Source organism: Companilactobacillus crustorum JCM 15951 (assembly GCF_001434585.1).
GTDB lineage: Bacteria > Bacillota > Bacilli > Lactobacillales > Lactobacillaceae > Companilactobacillus > Companilactobacillus crustorum.
Genome location: NZ_AZDB01000017.1, coordinates 22,437 through 46,555 on the forward strand (window position 1 = coordinate 22,437; position 24,119 = coordinate 46,555).

Annotated in this window: 20 protein-coding genes, 1 tRNA gene and 1 pseudogene; 3 read left to right on the forward strand and 19 right to left on the reverse strand. The window is 35.3% G+C overall.

Features of this window, described 5'->3' with window-relative positions:
• Positions 1 to 72: 72 nt before the first annotated feature.
• The 5 genes and pseudogenes from FD26_RS06120 to FD26_RS06140 form a co-directional block, all read right to left on the reverse strand.
• Positions 73 to 579: an acyl-CoA thioesterase gene (locus FD26_RS06120; RefSeq protein ID WP_057867548.1), complete on the reverse strand. Its 507-nt coding sequence runs from the start codon at positions 577 to 579 to the stop codon at positions 73 to 75.
• 275 nt (positions 580 to 854) lie between these two features.
• Positions 855 to 928 (reverse strand) — tRNA-Arg (locus FD26_RS06125).
• A 163-nt stretch (positions 929 to 1,091) separates the two neighbouring features.
• On the reverse strand, positions 1,092 to 1,667 hold the full coding sequence (locus tag FD26_RS06130) for a hypothetical protein (RefSeq protein WP_057867549.1): 576 nt from the start codon (positions 1,665 to 1,667) through the stop codon (positions 1,092 to 1,094).
• A 224-nt stretch (positions 1,668 to 1,891) separates the two neighbouring features.
• Positions 1,892 to 3,112 carry a DEAD/DEAH box helicase gene (locus tag FD26_RS06135; protein ID WP_057867550.1) on the reverse strand — a complete coding sequence of 407 codons (1,221 nt, stop codon included), beginning with the start codon at positions 3,110 to 3,112 and terminating at the stop codon, positions 1,892 to 1,894.
• A 1-nt stretch (position 3,113) separates the two neighbouring features.
• Positions 3,114 to 4,109, reverse strand: a pseudogene (locus tag FD26_RS06140) (Gfo/Idh/MocA family protein).
• Between the two features lie 123 nt (positions 4,110 to 4,232).
• On the opposite strand from FD26_RS06140, the gene FD26_RS06145 reads away from it, so the two are divergent.
• The 3 genes from FD26_RS06145 to FD26_RS06155 all read left to right on the forward strand — a co-directional run bounded on the left by FD26_RS06145 (position 4,233) and on the right by FD26_RS06155 (position 7,855).
• Complete coding sequence (locus FD26_RS06145) at positions 4,233 to 5,573, forward strand: APC family permease (RefSeq protein ID WP_057867551.1); 1,341 nt, start codon at positions 4,233 to 4,235, stop codon at positions 5,571 to 5,573.
• 69 nt (positions 5,574 to 5,642) lie between these two features.
• Positions 5,643 to 6,968: a PTS transporter subunit EIIC gene (locus FD26_RS06150; RefSeq protein WP_057867552.1), complete on the forward strand. Its 1,326-nt coding sequence runs from the start codon at positions 5,643 to 5,645 to the stop codon at positions 6,966 to 6,968.
• On the forward strand, positions 6,968 to 7,855 hold the full coding sequence (locus FD26_RS06155) for an alpha/beta hydrolase (RefSeq protein ID WP_057867553.1): 888 nt from the start codon (positions 6,968 to 6,970) through the stop codon (positions 7,853 to 7,855). Before FD26_RS06150 ends, FD26_RS06155 begins: the two co-directional genes overlap by 1 nt.
• Before the next feature lie 211 nt (positions 7,856 to 8,066).
• Here the strand turns inward: FD26_RS06155 and FD26_RS06160 are convergent, their stop codons facing one another.
• The 14 genes from FD26_RS06160 to FD26_RS06225 all read right to left on the reverse strand — a co-directional run.
• Positions 8,067 to 8,249, reverse strand: coding sequence for a hypothetical protein (locus tag FD26_RS06160; RefSeq protein ID WP_057867554.1), 183 nt, complete (start codon positions 8,247 to 8,249; stop codon positions 8,067 to 8,069).
• A 9-nt stretch (positions 8,250 to 8,258) separates the two neighbouring features.
• Entirely contained in the window at positions 8,259 to 9,617 is a 1,359-nt protein-coding gene (gene rlmD, locus FD26_RS06165) for a 23S rRNA (uracil(1939)-C(5))-methyltransferase RlmD (protein ID WP_057867555.1), read from the reverse strand.
• A 406-nt stretch (positions 9,618 to 10,023) separates the two neighbouring features.
• The gene (locus FD26_RS06170) at positions 10,024 to 11,028 is read right to left on the reverse strand and encodes a diacylglycerol kinase (protein WP_057867556.1); all 1,005 of its coding nucleotides are present in this window, start codon (positions 11,026 to 11,028) and stop codon (positions 10,024 to 10,026) included.
• 12 nt (positions 11,029 to 11,040) lie between these two features.
• The gene (gene gatB / locus FD26_RS06175) at positions 11,041 to 12,471 is read right to left on the reverse strand and encodes an Asp-tRNA(Asn)/Glu-tRNA(Gln) amidotransferase subunit GatB (protein ID WP_057867557.1); all 1,431 of its coding nucleotides are present in this window, start codon (positions 12,469 to 12,471) and stop codon (positions 11,041 to 11,043) included.
• The gene (gene gatA, locus FD26_RS06180; RefSeq protein WP_057867558.1) at positions 12,471 to 13,928 is read right to left on the reverse strand and encodes an Asp-tRNA(Asn)/Glu-tRNA(Gln) amidotransferase subunit GatA; all 1,458 of its coding nucleotides are present in this window, start codon (positions 13,926 to 13,928) and stop codon (positions 12,471 to 12,473) included. The genes gatB and gatA overlap by 1 nt, the downstream gene beginning before the upstream one ends.
• Positions 13,928 to 14,227 carry an Asp-tRNA(Asn)/Glu-tRNA(Gln) amidotransferase subunit GatC gene (gatC, locus tag FD26_RS06185; protein WP_057867559.1) on the reverse strand — a complete coding sequence of 100 codons (300 nt, stop codon included), beginning with the start codon at positions 14,225 to 14,227 and terminating at the stop codon, positions 13,928 to 13,930. Before gatC ends, gatA begins: the two co-directional genes overlap by 1 nt.
• Before the next feature lie 12 nt (positions 14,228 to 14,239).
• Positions 14,240 to 15,373 carry a CamS family sex pheromone protein gene (locus FD26_RS06190; protein ID WP_057867560.1) on the reverse strand — a complete coding sequence of 378 codons (1,134 nt, stop codon included), beginning with the start codon at positions 15,371 to 15,373 and terminating at the stop codon, positions 14,240 to 14,242.
• A gap of 10 nt (positions 15,374 to 15,383) precedes the next feature.
• A complete protein-coding gene (gene ligA, locus FD26_RS06195) occupies positions 15,384 to 17,402 on the reverse strand; it encodes an NAD-dependent DNA ligase LigA (protein ID WP_057867561.1) in 2,019 nt (672 codons plus the stop codon).
• Between the two features lie 11 nt (positions 17,403 to 17,413).
• Positions 17,414 to 19,642, reverse strand: coding sequence for a DNA helicase PcrA (pcrA, locus tag FD26_RS06200; RefSeq protein WP_057867568.1), 2,229 nt, complete (start codon positions 19,640 to 19,642; stop codon positions 17,414 to 17,416).
• A 279-nt stretch (positions 19,643 to 19,921) separates the two neighbouring features.
• Positions 19,922 to 21,217, reverse strand: coding sequence for an adenylosuccinate lyase (gene purB / locus FD26_RS06205; protein ID WP_057867562.1), 1,296 nt, complete (start codon positions 21,215 to 21,217; stop codon positions 19,922 to 19,924).
• A 3-nt stretch (positions 21,218 to 21,220) separates the two neighbouring features.
• Complete coding sequence (locus FD26_RS06210) at positions 21,221 to 22,351, reverse strand: ATP-grasp domain-containing protein (protein WP_057867563.1); 1,131 nt, start codon at positions 22,349 to 22,351, stop codon at positions 21,221 to 21,223.
• A gap of 18 nt (positions 22,352 to 22,369) precedes the next feature.
• A complete protein-coding gene (locus FD26_RS06215; RefSeq protein WP_057867564.1) occupies positions 22,370 to 22,951 on the reverse strand; it encodes a xanthine phosphoribosyltransferase in 582 nt (193 codons plus the stop codon).
• A 51-nt stretch (positions 22,952 to 23,002) separates the two neighbouring features.
• Positions 23,003 to 23,647 carry a glycoside hydrolase family 73 protein gene (locus FD26_RS06220; RefSeq protein WP_057867565.1) on the reverse strand — a complete coding sequence of 215 codons (645 nt, stop codon included), beginning with the start codon at positions 23,645 to 23,647 and terminating at the stop codon, positions 23,003 to 23,005.
• 92 nt (positions 23,648 to 23,739) lie between these two features.
• Positions 23,740 to 24,119 (reverse strand): MFS transporter (locus FD26_RS06225; RefSeq protein ID WP_156401777.1); only part of this gene is annotated, 380 nt, incomplete at its 5' end.

Here is a 24,119-nt window from a genome sequence, read left to right on the forward strand (position 1 = left end):
TTTAAAAATGTAAACAAAAAAGTTACCGATTAATTTCGATAACTTTTTTTCTTGAAAAAATTTAATTCTACTTTATTGTTGCCAAGGAAATTTCAAACTTATATTCTTATTAAACTTTTCCTGTTCCATTAGCTTCTTTAAGCGTTCGCCTTGTCGATCATGGTAGCCGCTGCAGACGTACTCTGCTTCATCATTATCAGGCAGAACTGCTGGCAAAACAATTTCTTTATCCGTTACAACGAAGGTTGAAAAACAAGTTAATCCTAGGAACCTTTTACCAGTTTTTAAATGCTCTCCAATAATCTTGGTAAAGACTTCAATTGAACGACTACCTACTCCAGAAACATAGGATTCAGTACACATTGAATCTTGTAAACCAAATGGCAGGATAAAATTAACTTGATCAATTGAGGCCGTGACGGTTTCAATTCTAGCCACCCGCGACGCTGCAATTGAAGAATTATCATCAATTATCATCAACGTTCTGCCACCAAATACTGTATTATGCTCATTCAAATCTGAAGAAAAGACTCGATGATTACTAATTGAAAGTGTTTGACTACATTTAATTTCTTTCATAATATAACCTCTTTATATTGATAATAAAAAACTCACATCCACTTAAAATAGATATGAGTAATTCATTTATTCTCTCTAAAAAAACCTAAAATCTATCTGGTGCCTGTACTGATTTCAACTTTAAAAAAGTTTTCTAACTACCAAGTTTTTTTTAAGTAGCCGTATCAGTTATATCAATTTTTGCCAGTTGTTCATTCAGAACTTTACCAATATTAGGTAAATCTATTAGTCGATCTATATTCAATTCATCTCTAATATTTATTGTCTTAACAAAATGATCCCTCCCGGAATCGAACCGGGGACCTACTGCTTAGGAGGCAGTTGCTCTATCCAACTGGGCCAAGGGACCGAGATATTAAACTACTATATAAAATTATATTATCAATCCAAAAAGTATTCAACCTTATAAAATTTATTAATAAATAATTTGAATAAAAAAGCACAATATGGAAATTTCCATACTGTGCTTTTTTATATAAGATCCAAGTAATATTTATCTCTTACTCTTCTATTTAAAATCTAGCAGTTACATTGGTATCTTCTGTACTTAACCATTCATTAATTCCAATACGGTGAGCAGCTAATTCTACTGGAAAACCAGTTCCAATAACATACAGTTGATCGGTTCTCCAAGCTGTATTGGGATCAACAAATTTTCCAGTTTTATCACCATATGAATCATATACAGGCGCTTTGACATTATTTTTGACCGTTATAACTTTGGCATCGGAGTCAAAATAATTGTCAACCTGACCAGGTAATTTCTGAGTTGGCTGTGGTGCGATTATATTTATATCACGTTTTACCCACTCATTAGTAGCTACATGATAATAGGCTGCATCTGAGTTTTCACCGAAATTAACTTCCTTTAATTGATTATAATACCAAGCACTTTCTGGTCCTAAAGCCCTAGAAGTACTGGCCACAAAGTCTCCCTGATCATTTAAATTATAAATTGTTGTTTGCTTTCTAGCATATAGAATTCCCGTTACATCACTTGTGTTAGTGCTTGCCTTCACTGATGTTGAAAAGCCAAATACACTAACAAGCGTCAGAAGAACTGCTAATATAATTGAATGTCTTTTCATAGCTTATTCATCCCCTTAAACTGTTATCGGTTACAAATTAAATTTTATAACTTTTCTATAATCAAAGCCATCGTTTTCACGGTTTGTTCAAAGACAAAATGTAACTGTTTTCATTCATTTACAGCATAAATATACAACAGAACTCATTTTCTTCCGTTTCACGACAAAACGCACAATATTCATAATGCGAATATTGTGCGTTTTATGCTACTATATTTGATACTTTATTTTTTATTAGGATGGTAGCCTTTATTCTTTTGATCACGGCGTCTCTTTTTAGGCTTACTCTTATGAGTCTTTTCAACAGATTCTTCACGACGAACATTCTTTGTAAAGGGAACATATTCTTCAGTTAATTTACCATCATTGGTTATATAAGCTGTATTGACTTTAACTTCAACTAGATCTTTAAGGTTTCTAAAATCATGATTATTACCAAATGTTATAACATTACCCTTTTTACCCATTCGACCAGTCCGACCAGCACGGTGCACATATTCGCTATCATCACGTGGAATCATAAAGTTAACAATCGTATTAATGTTGTTAATATCCATTCCACGAGCTGCAACATCAGTTGTCAACATTAGATTAACTTTCTTGGTTGAGAATAGTTGTAACGCCGTTTTACGTTGCTGAGAACTCATTTTACTATCTAAAGAAACAAAGTTAGTTTTGTCATGGTTCAAACTACTAATAACTTTATGGAGCGAACGAGAATTATTGAAGAAAACAATTCCCAAGAACTTTTTATTGTGAGCTAATTCTCGAATCATTGCGCTCTTAATATAATCTGAATTTGCTTCGACAAAGTAATGCTTAATACCGGAAGTGTAGCTGGTATCATTACGTTGGTCAATCAACAAGAAATCTTGACCAAACCATTTGTGCATATCGTTATAAATATCATTACCTGTAGCTGAAAAGAAAGTCATTTGGACATCTGCAGGCATTTCAGATATAGTGCTACGAACGCTTTCTAGCTTGGATTCATTCAACATTTCATCCGCTTCGTCAACTATAACGGTGTTAATTTTCCCTAATTTAACTTTACGTGACTCAACTAATTCATTCAAACGTCCTAAAGTAGCCACAATGATCTCAGGCTTCTCTTTTAACTTCTTCAATTGGCGAACCGGGTTGGCACCTCCAGTTAAGGCTTGTACCTTACAATCAACAAGCTTAGCCAATGGTTGAATGACATCACGCACCTGCATAGCTAATTCTTGTGATGGCTCTAAGATCAAAACTTGTAATCCATCTTTGGGTACTATGGTTTCAAGCATTGGCATAACGAAGGCCAAGGTTTTTCCTGACCCCGTTGGAGCCATAGCGATTAAATCTTTACCCTCTTTGAACGGCATGTAGACCGTTTCTTGAATTTTAGTCAGAGCCTTAAATTCATTTTGTTTAAAATAATCCTGATATAATTTTGGTATTTCCAATTTATTTTTCCTCATCTGCATCGAAAACAAGTCCAGCACTCGTTCTGGCTTGTTCAAGAACTCTATTTACTATTCTTGCATATCTTAACAGTTTATCATAAGTTTCTGTATCATTTTCATTCATTACACGAGCAAATTCACTAGCTTCTGAATCCATAGGATTTTCACTTTTATTAGTTGGTACATCGGTAATATTCTTATTATCGTCAGCCCAATCTAGGTGATTTATATCGCCACCATTATCGAGCAATAATGTATCCTTACCAAAATAAATTTCGGAAGACATATAGGAATTTTTGGTCTTACCAATAATGATATCAACATCAAAATCAGAGTACTTTAATGTCAAGCTGCCACTGCCATCGATTCCTGATGCTAAAAACTCTGCATTGTAAGAAACCTTTTCTGGTTGACCGAATAAAACAACCGCATCATAGACAGTATATACACCTAAATCGTACAATGCTCCACCGGAGAACTTAGTTGTAAACACATTAGGATTTTCTCCATTTTTATAAGCGTCATAACGACTAGAATATTTCATATAAGAGAACGTAGCTCCGCTTAAATCACTACGATGTTTTTCAACTACAGCCTCAATCTTCTTAAAAATAGGTTCATGAATGTGACGAGCTGCCTCAAACAAATAAACATTCTTTTCATGAGCTAATTTATCTAAAATAGCAAATTCTTCAATTGTCGAAGTACTTGGCTTTTCAACAATCACATTTTTACCATTCTCAATGGCCTATTTTGCTTGAATGAAATGCAAGGCATTGGGTGATGCAATATAAACTGTATCAAAGTCTTCCTTAAAGAATTTTTTTAAATCAGTACTTATACTGATATCCCTTTTACCTAAATCATCAATAAATTCCTGAGCTTTTTGCTCTGTACGTGAATAAACGTTAGTTAAGCCAAATGCCTTAGTCTCATCAGTTGCCTTAACAAACTGTTTCGTGATCCAATTTGTTCCTATTATTCCTAAACTAATCATAAAATCACCTCTGCTTTTAATTTTACTTATATGTAAGCGCAATTACCAACAAAAAAATATTCGAACGGTATCAATATGGTATATAATTTTATTTTATACCATTGAGGGGAGAACTTTTGCTTTATGAACGAAGAAACAGATAAATTTAGTTTAAAAAGAGACCTCGGTTTCTTTCCTGCTCTGTCGACCGTCATGGGGTTGGTTATTGGGGGCGGAGTTTTCTTTAAAATCTCTAGTGTCACTGCCGCCACAGGCTCATCCAGTTTAACTATCTTTGTTTGGTTACTGGCTGGATTTATTACAATTAATGCTGGTTTAACAATTGCTGAACTTGCTTCTGCACTGCCAGTTGCTGGAGGTATCTATAAATATATTGAATATATTTATGGAAAAGTTCCAGCCTTCCTCTTAGCTTGGGCACAATCTGTGATTTACTATCCAGCAGGGATTTCTGCCTTATCGATCATCTTTGCTACTCAAGTTATGAATCTCTGCAATATTTCTAGTACTTGGCAAATCCCAATAGCAATTTCTCTTGCAGTTTTCTTATATGCAGTCAATCTGATGGGAGCTAAGGTTGGAGGTCGAATCCAATCCATTTCTCTTATCGCTAAATTAATTCCTATCGTTTTAATTATTATCGTTGGTATTTTTACGCCTACGAGTCACAGTGTTACCTTATTTCCAATCACATCTGGTCATCATGCTAACTTTTGGTCATCAATGGGTGGCGGCTTACTTGCCACTATGTTTGCTTTTGATGGTTGGATGAACGTTGGTAATCTAGCTGGCGAAATGAAAAAGCCTGAAAAAGACTTGTCTAAATCAATTATCGTTGGTTTATTCTTTATCACTCTAATTTACGTCTTGATCAGCTTTGTTTTCATCAAAGCTTTGCCATTTCATTTAATACCTGGCAACCAAAATGCTGCTTCAGAGGCTGCCATCAAAATTTTTGGCGAAATTGGTGGGAAAATTGTTACCATTGGTATTCTAATTTCCGTTTTCGGTTCCGTCAATGGATATACAATGACAGGTCCTAGAGTTAGTTACGTTTTAGGCACCGATGATGAAATTGTCTTTTCAAAATTTTTCGGTAAACTAACTAAGAATACTCGTGTTCCCGCAAATGCTGGTATTATTCAAACTGTTATTGCCATCATTATGATTTTCATGGGAAGTTTTGACTTTCTTACCGACATGTTAGTTTTCGTTATGTGGATTTTCTCGATGATGATGTTCATTGGAGTATTTATTCTGCGTCGAAATGAGCCTGAATTGGAACGTCCCTATAAAATCAATTTCTATCCTTTACCTCCACTGATTGCTATGGCAGGTGGAACTTATATCATTCTATCTACCTTAATCCGTCAGCCTGGACTAGCCTTCACTGGTATTGGTATTACGCTTTTAGGATTACCAATTTATTATATACATTACTTAAACAAAAAAAGGTCGCTTTAATGGCGGCTTTTTTTGTTGGAGGTTATAATTTTCCTAGAATGTAAAACAAAAGAGATTGCAGGTGTTTTCATGAAAGTTCAATTTAGCAATAAATTTGAGGAAAAATTAGTACTGGGAACTTTGAGGGTTCAAAAACTATTGATCTATCGGATTATTCAACGAACATTGCTTTTAATTTTTCCTTTTGCCCTTTTTGGCAGTTTTATTAAAATAATTCAAACTGTCGTTATTGGAAAAGAGGGATTCTTAACTGATATTTTTCCTGCCTTAAATAACGATCTTATTTATCGAGAAATTGATAATATCACTAACAGCTTATATAGCCTCTCCTTAGGATGGGTTTCAGTCATTGCAATATTTGGTGCAGCTAAATACACTGCTAAATATTATCACCGTGATGATCAACTAGCTGGCTTAACTGGTATCAGTGCTCTTTTAATTGTGGATTACTCTTATTCTAAATTACAGCTTATGTCTTTTCATCCCGATATTTTAGGCATGAAGGGAATCTTATTTGCCATTGTTTTAGGTATGTTTATCGGTTGGCTTTTTAAAAAAACAAGCCGACCAGATCCTAATTTAAAAAGCGAATCATCCTCCAATGTTTTGGAAAGAGCTTTTATTTCCTTAAAACCAATTGTTTTCTCATTAATCATTGCGGTAATATTTAGCATTTTAATTAATGTTACTTACTACTCTGAAGCACCCGGTAACTTCATTAATTCTTTAGCTGCTGAATCCTCTTCTAGCAATAGTTGGACGCAATTAGGGAGAACTCTACTCTTTTCTATTTACACGCTTGTGATGTCATTTTTCGGCTGGTCAGGGACATATTCGGCTCTAGGTGTCGAAAAGATGGATGTTCTTTCAACTGTCAATCTTAATTATGCGCTTGAAAAACACACCGCTTGGAATGCCCCTAATCCGTTTACTAGTTCAACCCTTTACCATGCCTTTGCGACTTACGGCGGGACCGGCTCTATCCTAGGCTTAATAATTGCCATTCTAATTGTTTCTAAGGACAAGGACTTTCAAACTGTTGCTCGTTGGGCCATGATTCCTAGTATCTTTAATATTGGCAGCGGCGTTATGACTGGTATTCCAATATTTTTTAACGTCATTTTCTTTATTCCATTTATTTTAGCTCCATTAGCCAACATGTTGATGGCTGCTATAGCTATTGTTCTGCATCTGATGCCGCCAAGCGTTTATCCGGTTCCAATCGGAACGCCAGGACCATTAATTGCCTTTATTGGTACTAACGGTAGCTGGCAGGCTCTAGGATTCTCTATTCTCGCAATAATTATTGCTACATACATTTACATACCATTCGTTAAAATGGCTGCTAAAGTTAAATTAATGGACAATCTAGGACTTGAAGAAGGTGTGATTTAATGCGCCTACGTAGTTTAACTAAAAATAAAAATTTCAAATACTTACTGTTTTTTAGTTTATTTCTTATTTTACTAGGTGTTCCTTCATACATATGGACCAAAAGAAACGTCTCAACTTTGGCCGGCAGATATAATTCTCCTATGTCGCCATTTATTATGATTCCTGGTAGCAGTGCAACCGCTAATCGCTTTGATGATTTGGTTAAAACAATCAATCACCAATACGGTGAACATCATAGTTTATTAAAAATGACTGTCCATACTGACGGTAAAATAACCTCTTCTGGAAATATTCGTCCCAATGATGATCGACCTTTTATCGTTGTGGGCTTTGAAAACAATAAGGACGGCTATGCAAATATAAAAAAGCAAGCTGCTTGGTTCGACATTGCCTTTAATAAATTAAAAGCTAAGTATCGCTTCAATAATTTCAATGCTTTTGGTCATTCTAACGGTGGTCTAGTTTGGACTTATTTCTTAGAAAATTATTTTGATGATTCAACAATCATAGTTAATCAAATGTTAACTGTAGGCACGCCTTATAATTTCGAAGAAAAAAATACTTCTAATCGAACACAAATGTTAAATGATCTGATAAAAAAGCGTGATAAAATTCCTACTGATTTAACATACTACTCTATTGCTGGAACCCAATTATACACTGATGATGGGATCGTTCCGCTCGGTAGCGTCGATGCCGGTAAGTATGTTTACGAAGGTCATATCAAACACTGTACCTTGATAACTCTAACAGGCTCTAAGGCACAACATTCCGATATGATTGCCAATAACCAATTTATTAACATTTTCCATCAGTATATCGTCGGCAACGGCATCAACGGTTCCGTACCAACCAAACCTATTAAAAAAGGTCCCGACGAAGAATAATATTTAAATCTACACGAAAATAGCTAATGACTATAGTATAAAAAGTCATTAGCTATTTTTGTATTTAAATATTTAAAATTATGCCCACAGCATTCCAATTAANATTTAAAATTATGCCCACAGCATTCCAATTAAGTTTTACTTTTGGCGGAAGGCGGGAATAACTAATTTCAAGTAAGAATTTAACTCTCAAAATATAAAACCGACAGTATTAAATCAATAGCATTATTCCATAAATCAGTAAGCAAGCCGCAAAAGCCAAACTGGATATTAAAGCAATCAATCCTAAGATCAAAGGGGTTGACTGTTTTTTCAAGCTATTAAAATATTGCTTGGAAATATATACTTGCCAGATTCCTATTAAAATAGCACCTATACCTAAAATTAGTTTCATGCTATAACCTTATTTCAATTTTAGTTGAGTAACACATTCAATATGATTTGTCATTGGGAACATATCAACTGGCGTTACATCGCCAATTTCGTAAGTATCACTTAATAATGATAAATCACGTGCTAAAGTGGCTGGATTACAACTGATATAAACAATTTTTTCTGGTTTGATATTCTTCAATGAATCAATCAATGAATTAGCTAGTCCCTTACGTGGAGGGTCAACCATTAAAACATCAACTGAAATACCATTTTTAGCCCACTCATCCAAAACGTCTTCGGTCTTGCCAACAACAAAATCAGTGTTAGTAATATTGTTTAACTTAGCATTTTGGTCAGCATCTTTAACAGCATCTTCAATAACTTCAATTCCGGTTACGTGCTTAGCTTTATCAGCTAGTGAAAGACCTATTGTACCAATACCTGAATAAGCATCGACAACATCTTCTTTGCCAGTCAATTCAGCTTTATCGATAGCCAATTGATAAAGATTTTGTGTTTGAACTGGGTTAACTTGATAGAAAGATCTTGGTGAAATACGGTAAGTATGACCTAAAATCTTATCATCAATATACTTTTTACCACCCAAAAGTGTCATCTTATTACCAAAGATAACATTCGTATTCTTAGAATTAATATTCAAGAAGAGTGATTTAACTTCAGGATTAGCTAAGATTTCTTTAGTGATGTCCTTATAATGTGAAATATCGGGTGTCCGTGAAACCAAGACAATCATCATCTCACCTGTAAAGTAAGCGCGGCGAACCATAATAGTTCTGATTTGACCCTTTTGATTCTGTTCATCATAACCACGAACATTATATTTACGTAAAATATCACGAACACGAATAATTTCAGCATCAATCTTAGGATCTTGAATCAAAAAGTTTTCCATAGGTACAAGATCATGTGAACGACGACGATAAAAGCCAGTTGTTAATTTGCCATTAACTTGACGAACTGGTACTTGAGCTTTATTTCGATAATTGAATGGTGATTCCATCCCTAAAGTTTCGTTAACGGTGATGTCTTTTAAACCAATTTTATCAAAATCAGTTACTACTTGATTATGTTTAAATTCTAGTTGCTTGTCATATTTCAAATGACTTAAGGGAGCAATCCCTGTTTGGGCATAAATTGCATCAATATCATGAACACGATCAGGTGATTCTTTCAAAACATCAAGGGTTCTAGCAAAACCGAAATTTTTGTTAATTCGTGTAACAACTGCCTTAACAGTTTCGCCAGGCAAAGCATTGTCGACAAAGAGCGTAAAATCGTCAACTTTAGCAACACCTTTACCTTCGTATGATAAATCCTCAATATTTAATTCTACTTCTTGGTTCTTTTTTAAATTTGGTTTTTCCATTTTTCACCTATACATAGAAAAAAGAAGTGTCAAAAGGATTCTTTCAAATTTGATTATAACTAATACTAACTGAATTAGTTTATGATTGCCGTCGTCCACGAAATCCCCATAGACTAAAGTTTTGTTTCTAACATTAATAACTAAAAATGCAGTATTGTGGATTTTAAAATCTCTAAATATTTATTATTTATAATCTTACAAATACATACAAGTAGAAACAATAACTAGTCCGGTATAACAAAGAAAATTGACTTAGTAGAAGGCCGAGATTGAAAACTGTTGACAAGGCCAAAAAGCTCCAAGTCGTGCCACTACGTTCCAACCAAATTTTCTTGGTACGGAGAACGGTATCCTTAACCAAATTTGAGAACGAATCCTTATTTTGATCCACTTCCCAATTCTTTTTTTATTTATCTTCTTTATCTTTATCGAGATTTTTCTCTTCTTCGATAATTTTCTCACCAGCATCTTTTTCGCTAAGAGTTGATGAATTAATTGCTTTAAGCGGAATTGAATCAACATTTGCATAGATATTGAGATGATTGTGCAAATTAGTAAATTCCATTGGTGCATCTCCACCATATTCCCCATCAAGGTTGACCATCAAGCGATTACTATCGTTTGCGTGGACTGAGATCTTCTTGGTCTTAGTATAAATAACCTTGGGATTATAAACATGACGACCACCATTTAGTACTAGGGCAATCAGATGAACTAAATCTCTTAAATTGGTCTCTTTAACAATAATCAAAGAGAAAGTTCCATCGCCAATTACCGAATTAGGAGCAATTTGCTCCATGCCACCAATTGAATTAGTTAAACCAATCAGAAACATCGTGGCTTTGCCGTCAAAAACACCATCGTCATATTCGATGTGCATATCGATAGGACTAACTCTTGGCAACATTTCAGCACCTTTAACCAGATAGGCTAAGTATCCCAAGATTGATTTATAGGCTGAAGGCACCTCATAAGTCAACTCGGTCATTGAACCACCACCGGCAATATTAATAAAATATTTCGAACCAGCCTGACCAATATCAACAGGCAACTTTTGCCCTTTAAGAATAACTTTAGCAGCTTCAACCACATCATCACGAGGTATCTTCAAAGCTCTGGCGTAATCATTAGTTGTTCCGGCCGGAATAATTGCCAACTCCGGACGTTTGTCCAAATCCGCAATTCCGTTAACAACTTCATTGATTGTACCATCGCCACCTGCAGCAACGATTAATTCAAAGCCTTCTTTAGCTACTCGTCTAGCTTCATCTTTAGCTGAGTTCTTTTTAGGTGTCGTTCGATAGGCACTAGCCTCATAACCAGCTTTTTCAATAATATTCAAAATGTCTCCAACATTACTGTTCATGGTCTCATGGCCTGAAGTTGGATTATATATAAGTCTAGCACGCATATCTTTCCCTCACTAACGACTCTTTAACTCTGCCATCAAAATCTTATTAACAACTTTAGGGTTAGCTTGTCCATGTGTTTGTTTCATAATTTGACCAACTAAGAAACCAACGGCACGATCCTTACCATTCTTAAAGTCATCAATTGATTGTTGATTATTATCAAGAATTTCTAAGATCATTGGCTTCAAGACGGCTGGATCAGATTCTTGAACAAGTCCCTTAGACTTAACCCATTCCTCTGGTTCAGTACCATTAGTAATAGTTTCTTTAAAGACCTTTTTAGCAATCTTAGAAGAAATTGTACCATCAGAAATCAAGTTAATCATCTTAGCCAAATGTTCTGGTGTTAACTTAGTATCAAGTAAACCAATTCTCTTTTCATTCAAATAAGCATTAACTTCACCCATTAACCAGTTAGAAACCAATTTTGGATTAGCTTTATAAGAAACAGCTTCATCGAAGAAATCAGACATTTCCTTTGTATCAGTCAAAACTCCGGCATCATATTCAGGAATACCTAATTCATTGATGTAACGTTCACGTCTCTTAGCGGCTGTTTCTGGCAAACCAGCTTTGATTTCAGCAATCCAATCTGGAGAAATGTCAAAATCAGGTAGATCTGGTTCTGGGAAGTAACGATAATCATCGGCACCAGACTTAACACGCATCAAGAACGTTTCACCAGTTTTCTCGTCAAAACGTCTTGTTTCTTGACCAATCTTGCCATCTTGTTTCAAAATAGCGGCTTGACGTTTTTCTTCATAAGCCAAACCTAACTTAACATGGTTAAATGAGTTTAAATTTTTCAATTCGACTTTAGTACCATATGTATCTGAACCAACAGGACGAATAGAAATGTTGGTATCAACACGCATGGAACCTTCTTCCATCTTAACATCAGAAGCACCCGTAAACTGAACAATCTTACGAAGATTTTCTAGATATTGATAAGCTTCCTCTGGTGAATGCATATCAGGTTTTGAAACAATTTCAATTAAAGGCGTACCTTGACGGTTTAAATCAACGTATGAATAGCCATTGTTTCCGTGGGTATTCTTACCGGCATCTTCTTCGACATGAAGTTCTTCAACACCGATTTTTTTCTTCTCGCCATCAACTTCAATTTCAATATAGCCATCATGACCCAATGGTTTATCTTGTTGAGTAATTTGATAAGCCTTAGGATTATCAGGATAAAAGTAGTTCTTACGATCAAAGTGAGTATGATGTTCGATTTCAGCGTTCAAAGCCAAAGCCACCATAACACCCAAACGATAACCGTTTTTATTTACAGTTGGCAATGTTCCTGGAAAACCAAAGTCAATAACATTGGTATTGATATTAGATTCAGCACCATAAGCAACTGGTGAAGGACTGTACATCTTGGACTTAGTTTTTAACTCAACGTGAACTTCTAGTCCGATAGTTGTTTCAAAATTCATTAGTCTTCCCCCTTTAGTGCAGTTGGTATTTTCTCATAAAATTTATTTTCTTCTTGCAAAGCATAGGCAGCATTGAAGACAGCTTGTTCATCAAATGGACGACCAATGATTTGAAGACCAATTGGTAGACCATCAGCTAAACCTGCAGGAACTGAAGCAGCTGGAAGACCAGCTAAGTTAGCAGGAATAGTCAAAATATCATTCATATACATTGCCAATGGATCGTCAACCTTTTCACCAATCTTGAATGCAGGTGTAGTTGTTGATGGTCCCATAATCAAATCATAGTCTTTTAAGACATTTGTCATTTCTTTAATAAAGATAGTTCTTACTTCAGCAGCTTTCTTAAAGTAAGCATCATAAGCACCCGCAGAAAGAGCAAAAGTACCTAACATGATACGACGCTTAACTTCATCGCCAAAGCCTTCTGATCTTGAATTAACGAACAATTCTTTAATGTTCTTAACATCTTTAGCACGGAAACCATATCTAACACCATCATATCTTTGAAGGTTAGATGAAGCTTCACTAGAAGCCAAGATATAATAAACTTCAACGGCATGCTTCAAACTTGGAAGACTAACTTCTTCAACAGTTGCTCCCATTTTCTTATAAGCATCAAGTGCTTTGTTAACATTATCTAAGACATCTGGATGAGTACCTTCATGCCAGAATTCCTTGGGAACGGCAATCTTAACGCCAGACATATCTTTACTCAAATTAGCACGATAATCAGGAACTTCTTTTTCAGAACTAGTTGAGTCATGTTCATCGTGACCAGCAATTACTGACAAGACGGTTGCAGAATCTTCAACACGTTTTGACATAACACCGACTTGATCCAAACTAGAAGCAAAAGCAATAACGCCCCAACGTGATACACGTCCATAAGTTGGCTTGATACCAAAAATACCATTAAAGGCAGCTGGTTGTCTGATTGAACCACCAGTATCAGTACCTAAAGCAGCAACGACTTCACCAGCGGCAACTGCGGCAGCAGAACCACCTGAAGAACCACCAGGAACACGGCTAAAGTCCCAAGGATTAACTGATGTACCATAATATGATGTCTCAGTTGATGAACCCATGGCAAACTCATCAAGGTTAGTCTTACCAATATCAATTGCACCAGCAGCTTGTAATTTCTCAAGAACAGTTGCACTGTAAACTGGCATAAAGTTATAGAGAATCTTACTTGCAGCGGTAGTTTTAATTCCTTCAGTTACAATATTATCCTTGTAAGCAATAGGAATACCTGACAAAGGACCTTCAATTCCCTTCTCATCAATGGCCTTAGCAGCTTCAGGAGCCTTATCATTAACAGTAATGAAAGTATTTAATTTCTTTTCATTAGCCTTGATTTGCTTAAGCCCATCAGTAGCTAATTCTTCGGCAGTTACTTCTTTATTAACTAATTTATCATGTAAAGAAGCAATTGTTTCTTTTTTAATATCCACTATTCATCGTCCTCCTTATCAACAATTGTTGGAACTTTGATAAGGTTATTATCAACTTCCGGAACATTTTCAAGCATTTGTTCTCTAGTTTGCGTATGAACGCCCTTATCTTCACGGAAGACAGTATTTGTGTCACCCATATTGTATGTTGGTTTGATACCAGTTGTATCAACACTTGATAATTTGCTTTCCATATTAACAATTTTATCTAATTGGTTAACAAAACTATCAACTTCATCATCTTGGAATTTCAAATTGGCCAGTGCGGCAACGTGTAAAATTTCATCTTTTGAAATCATTTGTTTCTCCTTTTAATTTGCATCATAAACGTGTGAATAGAACTTACCGTTTGTACGTGTAACTACGGCTTGTTGATTATCAACTGTTTGAATATTAATATCTATATCTGCTCCAGATGGTAAATACTTTGTCGCACTCTGTTGTACAAACTGAGTGAAACTGGTTACTTGGGCTAATCCATCAAATTGGGTATTAATCGTAATATCCATTGACTTAAGGTTAGTGCCATCATAGTGAGCTTGGGCAGTAACACCTGAAAGGTTAGGGAAATAATTTTGAATGTGATCCTTAAAATTAGAGAAGGCATCTGAATCACTGCTACTAATAGCCGTATCGCCATTAACTGTTGGTAACATTTGATTCTTATAATTCAACGTACTCCAACTACCTAAATCATCACTCTTACTTACTGCATATTGGAAGTAAGTACCACCAACTAATGTATCCTCTGGCGCTACAGAATATAATCCCACAACAATAGGAATGTTACCGACTTTACTATCCTTACGCAAGCGTTGAACTACTTCTTTAGCGATTCGTTCACCTTGAGCTTTTTGCTCTTCAGTTGAAATAGTTGTCTTATATGTAGCTCCATATTGTTTCTTTTGATAGTAATCGATCTTATTCATCGCGATACCAATTGACATCCCAGCCAATTTATATTTACCATCTTGCTTTTGAAGATAGTCTTCTTCAAGCATCTGTTGAAAATACATTGGAGCTCGTTTATCAGCTGCTGTCGAGCCATTAGATTCAGGATTCAACCCAGAAGCATTTTTCTTAGACTTTCTGGCTAACCAATCCGTTACTGTGCTAGCAGACAGAACTTGTCCCTCTTGAAAGACATAAGAATTTGTTGAAAACTGTTTTTTCGACAAATTCATTAAACCACTTTCAAAGCTGCGACTGTTGAATTGATTACTATTATCAGCTGCAGTTAGTCCAGAAATAGGACTTGTTTTATACTTCCCGCCACTCAACAAAACATCATAATTACTTGAATCTGATGCTGATGTAGTTTGCACTGAACTCTTGGAAGAGTCGCCACCACCAGATGACAAGCTAGAATTTTGTAAATTACCACAAGCAGCTAAAAGAAGCGAGCACATCAGCAATAACGATGTAGTTTTTAAGAATTTTTTCAAAACTGTTCTCCTACTCTTTGGCATCATCTAAATAATTAGACAATGTTGTTTCATCAATAATCTGTGTTCCTAATTGCTGAGCTTTCGTTAACTTGCTACCAGCTTTTTCGCCAGCAATCAAGATGTCAGTCTTTTTAGTAACTGAACTAGTAACTTTAGCTCCGAGATTTTCAAGTCTCTCCGACAATTCAGAACGTTTATGATTCTGTAACGTTCCGGTTATAACAATTATTTTATCAGTAAAATGACTGTTTGTTTCATTAGAATTTGAACTACTGATAAAATTCATATTAATATTTACTGATTTTAGTTCATTAATCAGCTTTTGAACATCCTCATTGGCAAAATAAGTTACAATGCTATCTGCAATTATCTCACCCATAGTATTTACTTCAAGAATTTCTTCCCTAGTAGCGGACATCAAATTATCCAAGTTGCCAAAATTTTCAGCTAAAATTCGGCCAGCCTTGGCACCCACGTGTCTAATTCCTAATCCAAAGATTAAACGTTCAACTGAATTACTCTTTGAGTTATCAATTGCTGTCAGCAAATTATTAATTGATTTTTCTTTAAAGCCATCTAAAGTTGCCAATTCATCAGCCGTTAATTTATAAATGTCGGCCACGTCTTGAACTAATTTCTTGGTATAAAGTTGTTCAATAATCTTAGGTCCCAAACCATCAATGTTCATTGCATTACGAGAAGCAAAGTGCGTCAATTGTTCTTTCACCTGAGCAGGACACTTAGGATTGATACAACGTAGCGCCACTTCATCTTCCAAATGGATTAACTCTGAACCACAGTATGGACAATGTGTTGGTATTTCAGCTGGTACTGAATCTGCTGGACGTTTGTTCAAAACAACTTGGGAAACTTCAGGAATGATATCGCCAGCTTTATGTAACAATACAGTATCGCCAATTCGAATATCTTTTTGACGAATCATATCTTCATTATGCAAAGTAGCGCGTGCTACAGTTGTTCCCGCTAAACCAACCGGGTCCATTACTGCTGTTGGCGTCAAAACACCGGTTCTACCAATTGTCCATGTAATTTCTCTTACAACTGATTCAGCCTGTTCTGGTGGGAATTTATAAGCAATTTCCCAACGAGGTACTTTAACCGTATTACCCAAAGTTTGCTGAATCGCTAAGTCATCAACCTTTAAAACTACTCCATCAATTCCATAGTCAAGTTCATCACGAATCTGACCATAGCGTTCAATAAAATCTTTAACACCTTTCAAGCCAGTTGTCACTTGTGCTGTTGGATTAACGTTAAATCCTAGTTCCTTTAAAGTTTCCAAAGCTTCATGCTGAGTTGAAACATTCAAATCATCGAATGTAACAATTGTGTACATGAAAGTATCCAATTTTCTAGAGGCTGTAATCTTAGGATCAAGTTGACGTAGACTACCTGCAGCAGCGTTTCTAGGATTGGCAAAAACTTGTTGTCCTTCAGCCTCACGTTCTCGATTCAAACGTAAAAATTCTTTCTTAGACATAAAACATTCGCCACGAACTTCTATTGAAAGTGGACGACTTAGTTTTTGAGGAATATCTTTAATCGTTTTTACATTCTCAGTAACATTTTCACCAATTGTTCCATTGCCACGAGTTGAACCTTGAATCAAGATACCATTTTCATAAATTAGTGATAGTGATAAACCATCAATTTTTAATTCAACATTATAATCAACCTCATGTCCAACATTTTTTTCAATTCGGTCATTAAATTCCGCTAATTCAGCTTCAGAAAAAACATCCCCCATAGAAAGCATTGGAATATCATGAGTAACTTTATTAAAGTCAGGAAGCGTTTCATCACCGACCTCTTGAGAAGGCGAATCTGAAGTAACTAATTCTGGATACATTTGTTCCAGCTCTAACAATCGATTATAAAGTTTATCATAAACATTATCTTCAACTACTGGAGCATCTTTAGTGTAGTAGGCGTCTCTCCAGTCATTCAATTGTGGACGAATTTTTGCTAATTCTTGATTGGCTTGTTCTTTTGTCAAATCTGCCATACTTCCACCTCTTATTCAGTAACTTTTTTAATTGGTGCATATTCAGCTAGAAGACGTTTAACGCCCTCGCTCTTAAAGGCAACATCTAATTCAGCGTTCTTGCCATCGCCGTTAACTTTAACAACAGTCCCTTGGCCCCACTTCTTATGGTCAACCTTATCGCCAACATTCCAATGCAACTTTTCAGCGCCAGAAGCACCTTTGGCTTTCAAGGTAGGTGACTTAAATGTGGCAGTTGTTGCAACATTTCGACGACGTTTACTAAATGGCAAATCTCTTTCACGTGGTCCGCCCACATTGCCAGCATTACTATTAACACGATCAATAGCATCATCTTTAATTTCTTCAACGAAACGTGAGGTTGGATTGTTTTGAAGTCGACCGTAAAGCATCCGACTGACTGCATTCGTTAAGTATAGACGTTTTTCAGCTCTAGTAATTCCTACGTAAGCTAAACGACGTTCTTCTTCCAAGTCGTCTTCCTTTAGCAATGAACGTCCTAATGGGAAAATTCCTTCTTCCATACCAACTAAGAAGACCACTGGAAATTCCAATCCCTTAGCTGCATGTAAAGTCATTAAGGTAATTTCTTGTTGTTCTTCTTCAATCTCATCTTGATCACTGACTAATGATAATTCTGTTAAGAAAGTCGTCAAACGAGTTTCATCAACATCAGGATCTGGTTCATAAGCTTGATCAAATTGTGTCGTCACAGTTAAAAGTTCTTCAATATTTTCTACACGTGCTTGTGATTCCAAATTATTCTGTTGTTTCAAGTCGTCAACATAGCCTGAATCTTCCAATAAATGATCCATTAAAACAGTCATTGATTGATCTTCAGCCAATTTAGTTAAATCATCAATAACTTTAGCAAATTCCCCGATTGTTTTGCGAGGACGAGCTGCTAATGGCGACAATTCAATATTTTCGGCAGCTTCTAATAGTGACCAGCCATGTTCATCAGCATAATTTTGTAATTTATCAACAGTTCCTGGACCAATGCCTCGCTTAGGACTGTTGATAACTCGTTGAAAACTCATCGAATCATCATGATTAGCAATCAAACGCAAGTAGGCCAAAATATCTTTAATTTCTTTTCGATCATAGAACTTATGCCCACCGATAATCTTATATGGCATATTAGCTTGCATAAGTTTCTCTTCAAAATTACGCGACTGTGCATTAGTCCGATAAAGAACCGCGAAGTCGCCATAATTAAAGCCTTTTAGTAGTAAATTCTTGATTTGATCAATAACATAAAGAGCTTCATCAGATTCATTTTGACCACGATAAAATTTAATCTTATCGCCATCGGAATTATCCGTCCATAATTCTTTAGGTTTACGATTATCATTATTATTAATAACTTCGTTAGCAGCCTTCAAAATTGTTTTTGTTGAACGATAATTTTGTTCCAACTTAATAGTTGTAGCTTCTGGATAATCCTTTTCAAAATTCATAATATTTTGGATATTAGCACCACGCCAACCGTAAATACTCTGATCAGCATCACCAACAACACAAACGTTACGATATTTAGCACCCAATTGCTTAACTAATTTGTACTGAGCTTCATTAGTATCTTGATATTCATCGACATGAATATATTGAAATTTTTCCTGATATTTTTCCAATACATCTGGATATTGATCAAATAACTCACTAGTTTGCATAATCAAATCATCAAAATCTAAAGAATTATTACGAGACATTTCTTTAGCGTAGGCATCATATACATTGGCAACAGTTTGTTCATATGGCGAAGCAGCCACCTTTGAATATTCAGCCGGTGTCTGCAATTCGTTCTTGGCATTGCTAATAGTTCCCAAAATGGCACGAGGATCATAACGTTTAGGATCCAAATTCATTTTATTTAAAATCTGTTTCATCAACGTTCTTTGTTCACTAGGATCAGCAATCGTAAATGTCTTAGGTTTCCCCATCTTATCAATATCTCTTCTTAAAATTCTTACACAAAGAGAGTGAAAAGTAGAAACCCACACATCATTAGCTGATTCGTCTAATAATTTACCAATTCTTTCTTTCATTTCTTTAGCAGCCTTATTGGTAAAAGTAATTGCTAAAACATGCCAAGGCATGATATTTTTTTCTTCAATCAAGTAAGCCACACGATGAGTCAAAACTCTGGTTTTACCAGATCCTGCACCGGCCATGATCAAAAGTGGTCCTTCTGTAGCCTTAACTGCCTTTTGTTGTTCAGGGTTAAGACCTTTTAACATAGTATCGTCCAATTTAAAAATCCCTCAAATCTTTGTGTAAAAAGTTTTAGTCGTACTTAAAATAGCTGTTTATATTGTAGCAAATTTTTGTGGTAAGAGCGAAAATCAAACGACTGATTTTGAACATATGTTTCCATATTATTTTTAAAACCTAATAATTCAAAAATACCTAATGACTTTTAAAATTTAATTCTAGCTACGAATTAAATTTAATCATTAGGTATTTTATATATATTTGAATTAAAAAACAGACTCTTCTTGTAAGTCAGCCTATGCCTTCTACTCTAATCCAACACGTTTAAAAATTTCGTCAACATTTCTTAAATGCCAATGATAATCAAAGGCATCATCAAGATCAGCATCAGACAACTTATCAGTCACGCGTGTATCATTTTCTAGCATAGTTCTGAAATCTTTCTTTTCATCCCAAGCCTTAGCAGTCATTGGTTGGACAATATCATAAGCTTGTTCACGTGAATAACCTGCTTCAACTAGCTTCAAAAGAACTCTTTGAGAGAAGATCAATCCATGAGTAATATTCATATCTTCTAACATTTTATCAGGGAAAACTGTAAGATCTTTAGTAATTTTAGTAAATCTTCTTAAGATATAATCCAACAATTCTGTTGTGTCAGGAATAATAACTCGTTCAGCCGAACTATGAGAAATATCACGTTCATGCCACAAAGGAACGTCCTCTAAGGCCGTAAAAGCATGACCTCTAATTACACGAGCTAGTCCTGTAACATTTTCTGAACCGATAGGATTACGCTTATGAGGCATAGCAGAAGATCCCTTCTGTCCGGCCGCAAAATATTCTTCAGCTTCACGAACTTCGGTTCTTTGCAAATGACGAACTTCCAAAGCAAAACGTTCAACAGAAGTAGCAATCAAAGCCATTGTTTGAACGTATTCAGCATGCAAATCTCGAGGTAAGACTTGAGTTGAGATTTCTTGAGGACGTATTCCTAACTTATCACAAACAAATTTTTCTACACTTGTAGAAACATTTGCGTAGCTTCCGACTGCTCCACTGATTTTTCCAGCTTCAACACCCTTAGCAGCATGATCAAAACGCTCAATATCACGCTTAATCTCTGAATACCAATTAGCCAATACTAAACCAAAAGTTGTTGGTTCAGCATGAACCCCATGAGTTCTCCCAATCATAACAGTATCTTTATATTCAAGAGCTTTTTGTTTAACTACTTCTAAAAATTCATTCAAATCTTGACGAATAATGTCATTAGCTTGTTTCATCAAATATCCATAAGCTGTGTCTACTACATCAGTTGACGTTAAACCGAAATGAACCCATTTTCTTTCAGGTCCTAAATAGCGTGAAACGTCTCTGGTAAAAGCAACCACGTCATGTTTAGTTTCCTTTTCGATTTCAGCAATCTCAGAAACATCAAACTTTGCGTTTTGAGCAATCAGCTTAGCATCTTCAGCTGGAATTTCTCCAAGCTTACTCCAGCCTTCAACGGCAGCAATTTCTACCTCAAGCCAAGCTTGAAATCTATTTTGGTCAGTCCAAATTGGTTTCATCTGTTCAGTTACATATCTATCAATCATGAATTATTCTACTCTCCAAATATTAGTTGTTAAGATATCGTTCTTTAATTCTTCAACATCGTCTGAAAAAATCGAAATATATCCGACATCTCTGTCAGCTTGATTCTTGGCTTTGAAACCAGTGTAATAGTTAAACTTCCACTGTGACTTTTCCTGAAGCAAATCCAAACTTTGAGGTAAATTGCCTTCAATAATTTTTAAAGTAGCAGCATTAACCATTGGAAAAATTTCAGGAATTGGCCAATCACAGATGGCTCTGATATGTAATTCAAATTGCGAGATACCCGTAGCTTCTTGATAAACATTTGCTGAATAGTTAATTCCTGGGAAAATTCGTTTGACATATAAAACTCCAGTTTGGGAAACAATAAAGCCAATGCCAAAAATTCCTACGTAATTAATATTTTCAGCTACCATCAAAGCTACACGTTGCATTTCTGCCTCAATGTCAGGATCATTCTTTTTGTAAATGAAAGAACTCATCAAATGAGAACCATCGTAAATTTCTTGAATCATTGGGAAAGTATGAATCTTTTTATCCTTACTTTTACTTACCATAATTGAATATTCAGTTTTAGTGTCAATCCAAGCTTCAAGTATGTATGTCCCATCCTCAAGCAATCTTTGAACTTGTTCAACATCTTCATCATTATACAAAATATGACGTTTTAAAACGGTTTGATTGTTCTGAATTGGTTTCAAAATGCATGGGAACCCTATCTCTTCAACGGCCTTTTTAATATCGTCCACCGTAACAATTGAAAAAAACGGTGGAACATTGATATTTAAATCATTCAAAAAAGTTCTTTCAATATAACGATCCTGAACGATTCCCAACAGGTCAGCACCTTGAGCAACATTAAACGATTCAGATAACTGTTTTAAAAGCGAACTGTCAAAGTTCTCATCCATATACAAAAGGAGGTCACTTCTATGGCCCAATTCATTTAGATTTTCAATGTTTTCCAGCGTACCGACTAAGTAACTGTCCGCAGCTTGTGTTGCAATATCTTTTTCCTCATCAGTCAAAAGCATAGTTCTAAAGCCCATTCTTTTAGCTTCTAATTCAAAAATATAAGTTTCACTGCCACCGCCAATTATGCCTAACGTTTTACCGGGCGCAATAAAAGTCATAATTCCACCTTCTTATTACTAATCGTCTTCTTCTTCAAAGACCACTTGTCCATTTTCAAAAGCTTTGATACGAGCTAATGAATATATTGGAGTACCAGTTTTATCAATCATTTGTCTACCCTTTTGGAACGACTTCTCAATAACAATACCGATACCGGCTAATGTAGCACCAGCGTCTTCAATAATCGTATTTAAGCCATTAACAGCTTGACCATTAGCCAAGAAATCATCAATGATCAATACTTTATCAGAACTTGAAAGATAACGTTTATCAATACTGATATGGTTAGTAGTCTTCTTTGTAAATGAATAAACCTCTGATGTGTAAAGATCATCAGTCAATGTAACGGATTTGTGCTTTCTAGCAAAAACAACTGGTACTTGGAATTTCAAACCAGTCATAACGGCTGGGGCAATACCTGAAGATTCAACGGTCAAAATCTTATTAATTCCTGAATCTTTAAAATGATTGTAAAATTCCTCGCCCATTTTTTCCATTAACATTGGGTCGACTTGATGGTTTAAGAAACTATCAACTTTAAGCACATCTTTGCCTAAAACTCGACCATCTGTTTTGATTCTTTCTTCTAATTCCTTCATTACTTTCTCCCCTATTTAATAGAATAATTAGAGTCTATCATACTTTGATTTTCACTTGATACCTTCATCGTACTTTTTAAGATTATATTTTTGAATAATCCGAATAATTTTAGTTGTGTAACCAGGATCAGTCGCATATCCATCAGTTTGCAAAGCTACTGCTGCCTCAATATAATCTTTTGATTGAATAACTTGCTTATATTGCTGGGAATTCCACGATGTTCCATCAACCAATAATTTTGTATGATCCTTCATTGACTCACGAAAATCCGAATAAACTCGAAAACGTCCGTTGATGGTTATCCACTGACCATTAGTATATTCCTTAGTCTGTAAAACCTTGGTATTAGAAGGATCTTCACCTTTAATACCAAAATAGTTATTATACTGGCTTGCTAAAGAACTAGTTCCCCAATTACTTTCTAAAATTGCTTGCGCAATAGTAATACTTGGTAAAACCCCGTATTGTTTACCCAAAGTTACTGCATAAGGAGCAACCTTTTTTACAAAGGAATTATGTTCTTGCTGAACCATTTCAACTTGTGTTTCGCTTTTATATTGAACATATCTCCTGTATACAAAAAAACTGATAACAAACACAGCGATGATCGCTAGCAAAATAAAAGTTGTATTATTATTTTTTTTACTTCTTCGCCGATTATTCCGACGTGCTGGATATCTTTTCTTTTGTGGCAATTGATCTATCCTTTTTAATTTAATAGTTCTAATTATAGCCGATAACTTTGAAAATTTTATGATTTGGAAAATAAATTTAAGGAATGCTTAGGTTATTTATTTTTTTGAGACTTTAAATAATTTATCCACAGGCTCAATGCTAAAATTTCTAAAACAGCCGAAAACATAAAAATGCTTTTATACCCAGCTAAGGTTGCAATCCAGGCCGCAAACATTGGTCCTAAAACATTTCCAAATGATTGAGCGGATTGATTATAACTAAATATTCGACCAAAAATAGTCTGAGGAACGTTTTGAACAGTCAATATTTGAATTGATGGAATTAATGCTGCATCAGAAATTCCTAAAACAAACCTCAAAAAAATCAATTCTTCTATATTTTGAACCATACTGGTCAAGATAAGACATATTATCGCTGAACTTAAAAAAATAAACATACTTTTTAGGTAGATTGTAAAATTAATCCGAACGC

Excerpts from the sequence above, each read along its gene's own strand:
- FD26_RS06160 (WP_057867554.1), bottom strand. The coding sequence starts at position 8,249 with ATGAAACTAATTTTAGGTATAGGTGCTATTTTAATAGGAATCTGGCAA.
- gatB (WP_057867557.1), bottom strand. The coding sequence starts at position 12,471 with ATGAATTTTGAAACAACTATCGGACTAGAAGTTCACGTTGAGTTAAAA.
- gatC (WP_057867559.1), bottom strand. The coding sequence starts at position 14,227 with ATGATTTCAAAAGATGAAATTTTACACGTTGCCGCACTGGCCAATTTG.
- FD26_RS06120 (WP_057867548.1), bottom strand. The coding sequence starts at position 579 with ATGAAAGAAATTAAATGTAGTCAAACACTTTCAATTAGTAATCATCGA.
- FD26_RS06170 (WP_057867556.1), bottom strand. The coding sequence starts at position 11,028 with ATGCGTGCTAGACTTATATATAATCCAACTTCAGGCCATGAGACCATG.
- purB (WP_057867562.1), bottom strand. The coding sequence starts at position 21,217 with ATGATTGATAGATATGTAACTGAACAGATGAAACCAATTTGGACTGAC.
- FD26_RS06145 (WP_057867551.1), top strand. The coding sequence starts at position 4,233 with ATGAACGAAGAAACAGATAAATTTAGTTTAAAAAGAGACCTCGGTTTC.
- rlmD (WP_057867555.1), bottom strand. The coding sequence starts at position 9,617 with ATGGAAAAACCAAATTTAAAAAAGAACCAAGAAGTAGAATTAAATATT.
- pcrA (WP_057867568.1), bottom strand. The coding sequence starts at position 19,642 with ATGTTAAAAGGTCTTAACCCTGAACAACAAAAGGCAGTTAAGGCTACA.
- ligA (WP_057867561.1), bottom strand. The coding sequence starts at position 17,402 with ATGGCAGATTTGACAAAAGAACAAGCCAATCAAGAATTAGCAAAAATT.
- FD26_RS06155 (WP_057867553.1), top strand. The coding sequence starts at position 6,968 with ATGCGCCTACGTAGTTTAACTAAAAATAAAAATTTCAAATACTTACTG.
- FD26_RS06215 (WP_057867564.1), bottom strand. The coding sequence starts at position 22,951 with ATGAAGGAATTAGAAGAAAGAATCAAAACAGATGGTCGAGTTTTAGGC.
- FD26_RS06130 (WP_057867549.1), bottom strand. The coding sequence starts at position 1,667 with ATGAAAAGACATTCAATTATATTAGCAGTTCTTCTGACGCTTGTTAGT.
- FD26_RS06210 (WP_057867563.1), bottom strand. The coding sequence starts at position 22,351 with ATGACTTTTATTGCGCCCGGTAAAACGTTAGGCATAATTGGCGGTGGC.
- FD26_RS06150 (WP_057867552.1), top strand. The coding sequence starts at position 5,643 with ATGAAAGTTCAATTTAGCAATAAATTTGAGGAAAAATTAGTACTGGGA.